An 11,490-nucleotide genomic window follows, 5' to 3' on the forward strand; every position below is an offset into this window, starting at 1 on the left:
AATATTGACTGGGAATATAATCAATGGCAGCACTTCGAGGTAATACAGGACGAGTTAACTCCTCTCCTAATTTTTCTAAAAAAGGTATGTCTGCCCGCATCTTGCCTATCTCTTGTGCATCAGATAGGACAAAAGGAGAAACATGTCTTCTTGGTTCTCTCAAATCAACAATAATTAGTTCTTCTGAAATTTCAAATTCAGCTACTGTTGCTATTTCACCTGTATGTGGCCTAATTTCAGAGATCGCAGTATCTGGCATAGAGCCTAAATATAAGTATGGAATGCCTGTTGGGTTCGCTCGTCCATGGCTAGCATAGCGACTTGGAGGTGCTCCCATGTCTTCAATATTATATGGTGCGTCTGTTTGATTAATTCTTGCTCTAAACCATTTTCTTGGAATATTAAGTGCTTTTAAGTGGTTAAGTAATTCCTGTAATCTTTGAGTGTCGATTTTCTCATCAAGGAAGTATCTATTTTTGTGAAGAATCTCATCGCGTAATGTATCCCATTGTGCAAGGCCATTACTTTTATAGTTTGCGGAGGGAGAAAAATTCTTTCGTACTATATCTCCGTTATCGAGAATTTCTCCCAATAAATCTTTAGCATGAGCATTGTCCATTGTTGGATGGGAAAATAAACACCAATCTATTTTTAGCCATTCAACAAGGCTTTTCCCTTCAGGATTTATTTCATAGATATTTATCAAAAGTTCAAAATAATCCAACAAGAGTTTAGGGTCAATAATATCAATATTTTGACTATTACAAAAAGAACAGTTTCCTTTTTGTAGCTTCAATGTAGGAATTATATTATTTTTCAGCCCATCATCATTGAAACATTCAGCGCAACACATTCTAATCATTTTTAGTCCTTAAAATAATTAGCTAATGTTTCAACATGGTGCCTCATCGATAGTTTTTTGACGGTTCCCAATCCTGGGAAATGGCCTTTTTCATGCAAGGCTCTAAATTCTAAAATAGCTGAAGTCTCCAATACAGGAGAGCCATTCACATTTATTGTAGTGATGAGTTTTTCAAGTGCCTGACCGAATTTCCCTGCGGGGTCTGTTGGTGTATCTCTTGTTGTTGAAACAAAGTGGTAAATATACATAACATTTTCTTTTTTAGATTCTAAGAACGTGAGATGTATTGCTACAGCATATGCTGGGCCACCGCCTTCAGTATAGTCATCCCCAACGATTAGAAAATCACCAAATCCATTCATTCCTTCTTCTTCGAAGGTTATGTGAAGGTCAGAAAACTCTTCAATAGGAGGATAATCAGCATTTTTTCTTTTTTTGAAACCGTCACGAATTAAAATTCTTTCGCCGTCGGTAAAATGTTTTCTGTAAAGCTTACCGCAGTAAAGCTCTAAGAAAATGTGTTTGAATACTCGACCATTTGTTTTTTCTGATAAAGAACGAGGTTCAGAAAATCCAGAGTGGATGAAGCAAGGTTGATGTTCCACATGTTCATCAAGCAAATCTATTATATTTTCTTCATCCATCCCTTCATTTAATAATATCCCTGCAAAAATGTTATTATGCCCATGAAAACTATCTTTCAATAATTGAGAGATATTATGTCCATTTGTTGAATGGTCACCATATGAAGGATTTACTATTACAATAGCTTCGCCTTTAGCTTCACAGATAGCTTTTAATGTTTTTTCTAATCCATTAAGGGTTTCTTTAACTGGTTCAATAATTGGAATGAAGCCAACCTGAGCCATTACCTCTGCTGTTTCTCGAATTGCTATTAATTCAAACTGCTTACCTCTAAAATATGGATAGTACATAAGTTTTTAAACCCATTTAAATGCTTCATTAAGAGGTTTATTCAACGTCTCAACTAAGCGGTCTCGATCCTTACTACGTAACTGAACCATTAGGGCTATACTTTGCAATGCATTCGGTAAGTTTGCTATTAAAGTACTTAATGGAGCAAGATTACGCGTCCTTTTTAAAGTTTTGATCATGCAGCTTTGTACATCAATTGGATTTAGTTCAGTAAAAATACCTCTTATTGCATTACGCATTAATGTATTGGGTAAATTGGGAATATCAATATTTAACTCATTCAGGATATCTATAGCTTCACTGAGTCTTAATGAATCAAAAAGAGTTGCAGTACAAATAAATTCAGTATTCTCTTTTGCTTCTCGTACAATACTAATTCTATTCCATCGAACCAAACTCATCACCCCTACATATTCTGATGTCTTTTCCAAAATATCTTGAATATGTGCAGCCCCTGCAATGACGTAGATCTTACTGAATGCCTTTCTATAATTCTCTATTTGGCTCTCAAGTCTGGCAAGTGAATCTCTATCTGATTTTATTTCGTATACAGTTCCACAGCCATTAAGAATAACCATGTCTGCTTTGCTAGAGCCTATTCTAAATTCAGTAAGCATACTGGCGGTCCGCAAAGAATGACGCCCTAATAATATATTTTGAATTAACGCAGAACGATAGACGTACTCATTTCTCAAACCTGAGCGTCTGAGCAAAGAAAATGCTGCATCAAAGGCATCGCCAATAGTTACGTTATCTGCGTCATCACGTTCAAAAACAGATGCCTCAGACAGCAATCTTGAAAACAGCGGTGACTGACCTTTTTTGGCTATCTCAGAAATCACTGATGAAGAAAACATCCTTGATAACGCTGAGAGTTGCGTAGGATTTAGCACATCTATCCTCACAATGTTTATACTTAATGGTAACTATCTCTCATATTATTAGTTACTTTCAGTGAGTTATATAACTATTATGATGATAACTTATTAGCTAACTTTTGTCACATTATTGATACTGTCCATCTGCAACAAGAAAATATCAACCAATTGAATTTAATGGATTATTTTAAATTTCAGTGGTTCTTCACTGCATGTTGAAGTGTTAAAAGTAAGGTACTTAACTATTTAAAATTAATTTGTGACAATGAGTCATTTTTCTTATTTGACCTCATAAGTTTTTCTAAACTTGCCAAGAATGATCTCTTGGAAATAATAAACGAAGTTTAGAATCTGAAAGCATCACTTTTCACCTCCTTATTGTTCCCATGATTTATGATTTTTAGCGTAAAAAAACGAACGATAGCATAGCATTTTTACTATGGGCACAAAAATAGCAGATGTCCCCGCATCAGTACAAACAGTAAAATCCGTATTAACAGGTAGTTAATATTGGTTAGGGAACATACACGGACGGTTATGGACTAAAATTTATTTCCCAATACAGAAACTTGAGAAAATACGCCCTAACAAATCATCGGAGGTAAACTCACCGGTGATTTCGCTCAGTTCTTGCTGAGCTAAGCGTAACTCTTCAGCCAGCAGCTCACCGGAGCGAGCGTTCACTAACTGGTCATAGCCTTGTGCAAGGTGGGTTGCGGCATTGTTCAATGCTTGTAAGTGGCGACGACGGGCAAGGAAACCACCTTCTGTATTACTATTGAAGCCCATGGTTTCTTTGAGGTGATCACGCAGCAAATCGATGCCTTTTTCTTCACGAGCAGATAAACGGATCAGTGGGTAACGGGCATCAGCAACAAATTCTACAGATTCCCCTGTTTTATCTGCTTTATTACGAATAACCGTGACTGGTAATGTTTCTGGCAAGCGAGCCATAAATTCAGGCCAAATCTCTTGTGGCTCAGTGGCATCCGTCGTGGTGCTATCTACCATAAATAGAACACGGTCGGCTTGTTCAATCTCTTTCCATGCGCGTTCAATACCAATACGTTCAACTTCATCGCTAGCTTCACGTAAACCGGCGGTATCAATAATATGCAGCGGCATACCATCAATATGAATGTGTTCACGTAGGACGTCACGGGTAGTCCCCGCAATATCCGTCACAATCGCCGCTTCACGCCCCGCTAACGCATTCAATAAGCTAGATTTACCCGCATTTGGACGACCTGCAATCACCACTTTCATGCCTTCGCGCAGCAAACTCCCTTGACGAGCTTGTGAGCGAACATCTTCTAAGTCCGTCACCACTTCGTTTAATTTGGCTTCAATTTTACCGTCAGATAGGAAGTCAATTTCTTCATCCGGAAAATCAATCGCCGCTTCCACATAGATGCGCAAGTGAGTAAGCGCTTCCACTAACTGGTGGATGTGGGATGAAAAAGCCCCTTGTAAAGAGTTCATCGCGGAGCGTGCCGCTTGTTCTGAACTCGCATCAATCAGGTCGGCAATTGCTTCGGCTTGCGCCAAATCGAGTTTGTCATTTAAAAATGCACGCTCAGAAAATTCCCCCGGATTGGCAATACGGATATTGGCAATGGTCAGAATTCTTCTGAGTAATAAATCGAGAATAACAGGACCGCCATGCCCTTGTAGTTCAAGAACATCTTCCCCAGTGAAAGAGTTAGGTCCCGGGAAATAAATAGCAATCCCTTGGTCAAGAACAGAGCCATCTGCATCACGAAATGGCAGATAATCGGCATAGCGCGGCTTCGGTAACTTTCCGAGTACTGTTTCAGCAACAAGGGCTGCTTGCGGGCCGGATACACGTAAAATTCCAACCCCACCACGACCGGGAGCGGTTGCCTGTGCGACGATAGTATCGTTGATTTGCATGATGTTTCTCTGTCTATGACTAAAAAAATTGAGGCGACCCTAAATGGATCGCCTCAATGTTACTATAGAATCTGGCTTTGTGAAGCCCTCTAAACTCGATTGGAATTTAGATTATTTCTTCGCTTTCTTATCACGGCTATGTAAGCCACGTTTTTCCAGACCACGGTAAATAACCTGCTGCTGGATAATGGTGACTAAGTTGCTCACGATATAGTACAGAACCAGACCTGATGGGAACCACAAGAAGAACACAGTAAACACGACTGGCATGTAAGTCATGATCTTCTGCTGCATTGGGTCAGTCACGGTAGTTGGTGACATCTTCTGAATAACAAACATCGTCACACCCATCAGCACTGGCAGGATGTAGTACGGGTCTTGTGCAGACAAGTCTTGGATCCAACCAAAGAACGGTGCATGACGCAGTTCAACAGAACCCATCAACATGTAGTACAACGCAAGGAAGATTGGCATTTGAATCAGCAGCGGTAAACAACCACCCAGTGGGTTTACTTTTTCTGATTTGTACAGCGCCATCATTTCTTGGCTCATACGTTGTTTATCGTCACCAATACGCTCACGCATTGCAGCCAGTTTAGGTTGCAGTAAACGCATTTTCGCCATTGAGGTGTACTGCGCTTTCGTCAGCGGGTACATGATACCACGGACGATAAAGGTGATAACGATGATGGCAATACCCCAGTTACCAACGAAACCGTGAATGAATTTCAACAGTTTGAACAGTGGCTGAGAGATAAACCATAACCAACCGTAATCTACGGTTAAGTCTAAATGAGGAGCAACTTCCGCCATTTCTGACTGAATTTCAGGACCAATCCACAGTGTAGAAGAGTAGGTCGCAGCACCATTTGATGCGATGGTCAGAGGTTCACTCTTATAACCAACGATGGCTGATTTCTTATCGAGATCAATGGTGTAGAAAGTGCTTTGCTCAGAAGAAGCTGGGATCCACGCAGTTGCAAAGTATTGTTGCAGCATTGCGACCCAACCACCTTTGGTTGTCAGGCTTAAGTTTTTATCTTCGATGTCACTGAAACTATATTTTTTATAGTTATTTTCATCAGAAGAGTAAGCCGCACCGCGGTAGGTATGTAGAGCAAAGTTACTGCTGCCAGTGTCACGTTGTTCTGGTAAAGCGATGGTTTGCTTTAATTGTCCGAAGAACGCAAGTGTTAAAGGCTGTGCAGTTGGGTTTTGAATGTTGTATTCAACATCAACAGTGTATTTGCCACGCTTCAGAATGTACGTCTTCTGATAAACCACACCGTTATTATCGGTGAAGGACATCGGAATACGTAATTCGTCTTGACCATCTTTTAACTCAAAGCTTGCTGCATCTGAAGTATAAAGAGGGCGTTGACCATTGTTATTCGCTGGGTTGTCTGGACCATGAGGACCGATCAGACCACTTTGAGCCTGATAAACAAAACCTGGTGTGGTTTCCAATAAACGGAATGGGTTTGGTGAATTCAGGGTTGCTGGATAGGCTAACAGGTCAGCCTCATCGATATCACCACCACGAGTATTGATACGAATATCAAGTACGTCGGTTTTAACGGCAATAAGCTTACCTTGTTCACTACCTGTGACCGCTTGACCATCATTGCTTGCACTGCTCGGCATGTCCGTCTTTTGCTGAGAAACTTGAACAGCCTTGGTTTCCTGAGCAACTTTATCGCTCTCCCAAGCCTGCCAAACTAAGAACGACACGAACAACAAAGCGATGAGTAGAAGATTGCGTTGGGAATCCATCGTTATAATTCTCTATTATCATCAGTTTTTCTAGGTGGGACAGGATCATCTCCACCAGCGTGTAAAGGGTGGCATTTTAATACGCGTTTGGCAGTTAACCAACTACCTTTTAGCATACCAAACCTGCGCAATGCCTCAATTCCGTAATTAGAGCATGTGGGATTGAAACGACAACGAGGTCCTAACAACGGACTAATAGCCAGTTGGTAACCTCTGATCAGCATGATCAGGACTTTTGAGCCAAGCGACGGTGACGACGCCATAACTTATCCAATGATTCCGTAATCTGTTGATTGTCGAGATCGGCTACCCCTCTGCGAACCAGAACCACAAAGTCCATTGAAGGCAACTCATGTTGATGCAAACGAAAATATTCACGGGCTAATCGTTTGATACGATTACGCTCATGAGCACGTTTAACATTTTTTTTGGCGATGGTAAGACCGATGCGGGGATGCCCCAGCTCGTTAAGGCGACCAAGGATTGTTATCTCTGGGGAACTCGCCCTCTGCGGCTGCTTGAAGACATTGTCGAAATGCCTGGGAGTTAACAAACGTAACTCCCGGGTAAAAGCGAGCGTAACCACTATAGAGGGCTAGCTTTATTACTTAGATGAAACGGTCAGACGAGCGCGGCCTTTAGCACGACGGCGAGCCAGAACCTGACGACCATTTTTAGTGGCCATACGAGCACGGAAACCGTGTGAACGGTTGCGCTTCAGTACGGACGGTTGAAAAGTGCGTTTCATAACGATTTCTACCTAACTTTAAAATTTATTACTGATTCAGTAAACGCGTTGGCAACCAGTGGAAACTGATTTACACCTGTGCCTCTATCGCAACAATATAGAAAGAGGCAGGATTGTAATAAAACATAGGGGGTCACGTCAATAAAATGACGTAATCAAACCACTTTTTATTTAAACCTGGCTGACCGGTTTGCCGATATGTGCCGTGACAAGCTACGTATGGAACTCATTTATGCTGCCTTTTAGGCAAGTCTAACAGTTTAACTTTCAATCAACTCAAGCGTTTATTGACGTTACCCATAAAACCATGCTGCCTAAATTCATCATAAAAAATGACATTCGCAGTGTACACAGGGAGGAAGATTATACGGACTCCTCCCTAAAGCGCAAGGATCTTAGCGGGATCCGAAAATATTTTTTGATCTTGGGAGATTATTTCTATATATAGGCTAAAGTTATCCCCAGACATGTGGAAAATTTGTCGTTGCCCGCGATCACCCAGCAAAATTCTCCCCTACCAGAGCCGCCTTATCACATTTGCCTGTGGATAAAAAGCATAAAAACTGTGTAAAAGAATGGAGATCTTGAGTGAATTTTGCGGTATGATCGCAGGTCTATTTCTGATCAGAGGATCAGGAATATGCTGTGGATAGATATGGTGAGTAAAAGTTAGTCAAACACCTTCTCTGGCCCCCTATTCTCTTAGTGACCACGAAAAGTGACTAATGGAATAGTTGCCAGTAAAAAAATTCTTAACGAAATCCGTAATTCTTGTTTCATTGACCTTGTTAGGGGAGTCCAACGTGTCACTTTCGCTTTGGCAGCAATGTCTTGCCCGATTGCAGGATGAACTACCTGCCACAGAATTCAGTATGTGGATACGCCCTCTTCAAGCTGAATTAAACGATAATACACTGGCACTGTATGCCCCGAATCGTTTCGTCCTTGATTGGGTGAGAGATAAGTACATCAATAATATCAATGAATTATTGAATGACTTTTGCGGTTCTGATGCCCCTGCTCTACACTTTGAAGTAGGCAATAAACCGATGACCATCGCGCCGGTGAGCCCTCAAGTACGCACGAATAATGAAATGCCTGCGTTCGCCGCACCATCTGCACCCGTAAAGCCAAGTTGGGACAACTCAGCTAAAGTTCAACCAGACGTGTCATACCGTTCAAATGTGAACCCAAAACACACGTTTGATAACTTCGTTGAAGGTAAATCAAACCAACTGGCTCGCGCGGCAGCGAGGCAAGTTGCTGAAAACCCTGGCGGCGCTTATAACCCACTGTTTCTTTATGGTGGAACAGGTTTAGGTAAAACGCACTTATTACACGCCGTGGGTAATAGCATAATGCAGCACAAGGCCAACGCTCGCGTGGTCTATATGCATTCTGAACGATTTGTACAAGATATGGTCAAAGCATTGCAGAATAACGCCATTGAAGAATTCAAGCGCTATTACCGTTCTGTCGATGCCTTGCTGATTGATGATATTCAATTTTTTGCTAACAAAGAGCGTTCACAAGAAGAGTTTTTCCATACATTCAACGCCCTGCTTGAAGGCAATCAACAAATTATTTTGACCTCCGACCGTTATCCTAAAGAGATTAACGGCGTAGAAGATAGATTAAAGTCCCGTTTCGGCTGGGGTTTAACCGTTGCGATTGAACCACCTGAGTTAGAAACCCGTGTGGCTATTTTGATGAAAAAAGCCGATGAAAACGAAATCCAACTGCCCGGTGAAGTGGCATTTTTCATCGCAAAACGCTTACGTTCTAATGTGCGTGAGTTAGAAGGTGCATTAAACCGCGTTATTGCTAACGCGAATTTTACTGGTCGCGCTATCACTATCGACTTTGTTCGAGAAGCGTTACGTGACCTATTAGCACTGCAAGAAAAGCTGGTAACTATTGATAATATTCAGAAAACTGTTGCTGAGTACTATAAAATCAAAGTCGCTGATTTACTTTCTAAACGTCGTTCTCGCTCTGTCGCTCGTCCGCGTCAGATGGCAATGGCACTGGCGAAAGAGCTGACAAACCATAGTTTACCTGAAATCGGGGATGCTTTTGGCGGTCGTGACCACACTACAGTGTTGCACGCTTGTCGTAAAATTGAACAATTACGAGAAGAAAGCCATGACATCAAAGAAGATTTTTCAAATCTAATCAGAACATTATCATCTTAATTGCTATGAAATTTATTATAGAACGCGAGCAGTTATTAAAACCGTTACAACAGGTTAGTGGTCCTTTAGGTGGACGTCCAACGTTGCCTATTTTAGGAAACCTTTTACTTCAGGTAAAAGATGGTGCCCTGCAACTGACGGGGACCGACCTAGAAATGGAGATGATGGCCAATGTTCCGCTCACTCGTGAGCATGAAATTGGTGCCACCACGGTGCCTGCGCGCAAATTTTTTGATATTTGGCGTGGTTTACCGGAAGGTTCTGAAATCCAAGTCGAGCTTAATGATGACCGACTGCTTGTGCGTTCTGGGCGCAGCCGTTTCTCATTATCTACCTTACCTGCTGCTGACTTCCCGAACTTAGATGACTGGCAAAGTGAAGTCGAATTCTCTCTGCCTCAATCCATACTGAAACGTTTAATTGAAGCGACCCAGTTTTCAATGGCGCACCAAGACGTTCGTTATTACCTGAACGGCATGCTGTTTGAAACAGAAGGGCAAATGCTCAGAACTGTCTCCACAGACGGTCACCGCCTTGCAGTTTGCTCAATGGATATTGGTCAAGAGTTGCCATCCCATTCAGTGATAGTCCCACGTAAAGGCGTTATGGAACTGATGCGCCTACTCGATGGCGGCGATGCGTTATTGCAGCTACAAATTGGTAGCAACAATATTCGCGCTCATGTTGGCGACTTTATCTTTACCTCTAAACTCGTTGACGGTCGCTTCCCTGACTACCGCCGCGTTCTGCCAAAGAATCCAGATAAAACCTTAGAAGCCCGCTGTGATTTGCTCAAACAAGCCTTCTCGCGCGCAGCAATTTTATCTAACGAAAAATTCCGTGGCGTACGCTTATTCTTCAGTGAAAACCAATTACGCATCACGGCGAATAACCCTGAGCAGGAAGAAGCAGAAGAGATTGTTGATGTTAATTACCAAGGTGGTGAGATGGAAATTGGCTTTAACGTCAGTTACATCCTCGACGTCTTGAACGCGCTGAAAAGCGAAAATGTCACACTGTTTTTAACGGATGCCGTTTCTAGCGTACAAATTGAAGACTCAGCAAGCCGCTCTGCGGTCTATGTTGTTATGCCAATGCGTTTGTAATCAGTCCGTATGATCCTTTCGCGTTTATTGATCCGCGATTTTCGTAATATAGAAGACGCCGATCTCTCCCTTGCAACTGGGTTCAATTTTTTAATTGGACCTAATGGGAGTGGCAAAACCAGTGTACTGGAAGCAATTTATACACTTGGACATGGACGAGCCTTTCGCAGCATTCAGGCGAATAGAGTTATCCGTCATGACCAAGAACAATTTATTTTACATGGTAAACTGGGACACTCAGACACCGAACGTAAAACATTGTCGCTGGGTTTGAGTAAAAACCGTGAAGGCGACAGCAAAGTCCGAATTGATGGTACCGACGGGCATAAAATTGCGGAACTCGCAAAGTTATTGCCAATGCAGCTCATTACCCCTGAAGGGTTTACCTTGCTGAATGGCGGTCCAAAATATCGACGTGCGTTTATCGATTGGGGATGCTTTCATAATGAAGCCCTCTTTTTTTCAACGTGGTCGGACTTAAAACGTTTGTTAAAGCAGCGGAATGCGGCTTTACGACAAGTGACTCGTTATGAGCAAATTCGCCATTGGGATCAGCAACTCGCCCCAATTTCCGAACAAATTAGCCAATGGCGCGGCGAGTATATTGCAGGTATCGCAGAAAATATTGAGCAAACCTGCAAACAATTTTTACCCGAATTTTCACTCTCAGTCTCTTTCCAGCGTGGTTGGGACAAAGAAATTGATTATTCAGAACAGTTAGAGCGGCAGTTTGAGCGCGATAGAGCGTTAACCTACACCGCATCGGGGCCACATAAAGCTGACCTGCGAATTCGAGCCAATGGCATTCCCGTTGAAGATATGCTCTCTCGCGGTCAACTGAAATTATTAATGTGTGCACTCAGGTTAGCGCAGGGTGAATATTTCACCCAACAGAGCGGGCAACAATGCCTGTATCTACTGGATGATTTTGCTTCAGAACTTGATTCTGGTCGCCGGCAATTATTAGCGGCTCGACTCAAAGCTACGCAAGCACAAGTGTTTGTAAGTGCTATTACACCGGCGCAAGTCAATGATATGATTGATGCCAACAGTAAGATGTTTAGTGTAGAGCAAGGCA

General features: G+C 42.2%; 11 protein-coding genes. 3 read left to right on the top strand and 8 right to left on the bottom strand.

The features are described 5' to 3' along the window. The 8 genes from JK188_RS13695 to rpmH all read right to left on the bottom strand — a co-directional run. On the bottom strand, positions 1 to 862 hold an 862-nt coding region (locus JK188_RS13695; protein WP_211888651.1), incomplete at its 3' end, for an RES domain-containing protein. A gap of 2 nt (positions 863 to 864) precedes the next feature. Beyond that, positions 865 to 1,797 carry a sce7725 family protein gene (locus JK188_RS13700; RefSeq protein WP_211887587.1) on the bottom strand — a complete coding sequence of 311 codons (933 nt, stop codon included), beginning with the start codon at positions 1,795 to 1,797 and terminating at the stop codon, positions 865 to 867. 6 nt (positions 1,798 to 1,803) lie between these two features. Then, complete coding sequence (locus tag JK188_RS13705; RefSeq protein ID WP_336431245.1) at positions 1,804 to 2,691, bottom strand: sce7726 family protein; 888 nt, start codon at positions 2,689 to 2,691, stop codon at positions 1,804 to 1,806. A 534-nt stretch (positions 2,692 to 3,225) separates the two neighbouring features. After that, positions 3,226 to 4,590, bottom strand: coding sequence for a tRNA uridine-5-carboxymethylaminomethyl(34) synthesis GTPase MnmE (mnmE, locus tag JK188_RS13710; RefSeq protein WP_187128521.1), 1,365 nt, complete (start codon positions 4,588 to 4,590; stop codon positions 3,226 to 3,228). A 111-nt stretch (positions 4,591 to 4,701) separates the two neighbouring features. Then, the gene (yidC, locus tag JK188_RS13715; RefSeq protein ID WP_036950675.1) at positions 4,702 to 6,363 is read right to left on the bottom strand and encodes a membrane protein insertase YidC; all 1,662 of its coding nucleotides are present in this window, start codon (positions 6,361 to 6,363) and stop codon (positions 4,702 to 4,704) included. Between the two features lie 2 nt (positions 6,364 to 6,365). After that, positions 6,366 to 6,626, bottom strand: coding sequence for a membrane protein insertion efficiency factor YidD (gene yidD, locus JK188_RS13720; protein ID WP_006660611.1), 261 nt, complete (start codon positions 6,624 to 6,626; stop codon positions 6,366 to 6,368). Beyond that, complete coding sequence (rnpA, locus tag JK188_RS13725) at positions 6,590 to 6,949, bottom strand: ribonuclease P protein component (RefSeq protein WP_006660612.1); 360 nt, start codon at positions 6,947 to 6,949, stop codon at positions 6,590 to 6,592. The genes yidD and rnpA overlap by 37 nt, the downstream gene beginning before the upstream one ends. Before the next feature lie 18 nt (positions 6,950 to 6,967). Then, entirely contained in the window at positions 6,968 to 7,111 is a 144-nt protein-coding gene (rpmH, locus tag JK188_RS13730) for a 50S ribosomal protein L34 (protein ID WP_004906236.1), read from the bottom strand. Positions 7,112 to 7,914: 803 nt separating this feature from the next. Between rpmH and dnaA the strand changes: the two genes are divergently transcribed. From dnaA to recF, 3 genes are all read left to right on the top strand, one after another. After that, entirely contained in the window at positions 7,915 to 9,306 is a 1,392-nt protein-coding gene (gene dnaA, locus JK188_RS13735; protein WP_036950671.1) for a chromosomal replication initiator protein DnaA, read from the top strand. Positions 9,307 to 9,311: 5 nt separating this feature from the next. Further along, the gene (gene dnaN, locus JK188_RS13740) at positions 9,312 to 10,412 is read left to right on the top strand and encodes a DNA polymerase III subunit beta (RefSeq protein WP_211887586.1); all 1,101 of its coding nucleotides are present in this window, start codon (positions 9,312 to 9,314) and stop codon (positions 10,410 to 10,412) included. A gap of 9 nt (positions 10,413 to 10,421) precedes the next feature. Beyond that, a partial coding sequence (gene recF, locus JK188_RS13745; RefSeq protein ID WP_211888652.1) for a DNA replication/repair protein RecF occupies positions 10,422 to 11,490 on the top strand: 1,069 nt, incomplete at its 3' end.

This window comes from Providencia sp. JGM181 (assembly GCF_018257375.1).
In the GTDB taxonomy this organism is placed as follows: Bacteria; Pseudomonadota; Gammaproteobacteria; order Enterobacterales; family Enterobacteriaceae; genus Providencia; species Providencia lanzhouensis.